Source organism: Neisseria sp. P0021.S007 (genome assembly GCF_051956855.1).
The window spans coordinates 1-509 of record NZ_JBQCXA010001256.1 but is presented as its reverse complement, the minus strand read 5'-3'; the positions used below and the strand labels follow the sequence as shown (position 1 = coordinate 509).

The window sequence follows — 509 nt, the reverse complement described above, 5'->3', positions numbered from 1 at the left end:
AACATTAGCAGCCCGACCAACATGGATAAGATGTTGATATTGGTAAAAATGGTTTTCCAAGCCACATTGCCTCGGCCGCAAATCAACAGGCGCAGATGCGTCCAAAACAAAAACGTCTGCACCAAGATAAAACCAGTGGTATAAATCACCCATTCCGCACCAAATACCGACATCACCAAAGGGATAATCAAGTTGCCCGAATTACTGTACACCGTCGCCGCGTGTTCGAGCCCATCGAGTTTGAACAAGTGTTTAAACACCCTGCCCAAAACAATCAACACCACATGGAAAAACACCGCCAGCATGACGGAAAGCTTCAGCCCTTCGATAATCTGCGGCGTATTGTCCATCTGAAAGGCATGAATCATGACGGACGGGCTGATCAGGTAAAGCGCGATAACGGAGAGCGTGTAGCTGTTTTCCGATTTCAACAGCCCGGCTTTTACCAAGGCCACGCCCATCAAAACAATCAGCGTCAGCTCGGTAATTTTTCCGGCAAGCAGGAAAGA

1 protein-coding gene is annotated in these 509 nt (G+C 48.1%); it reads right to left on the bottom strand.

All coding sequences use genetic code 11. The features are described from left to right. The coding region (locus tag ACTHUR_RS18605) for an AEC family transporter (RefSeq protein ID WP_440400248.1) at nt 1-509 on the bottom strand (509 nt) is incomplete at both ends.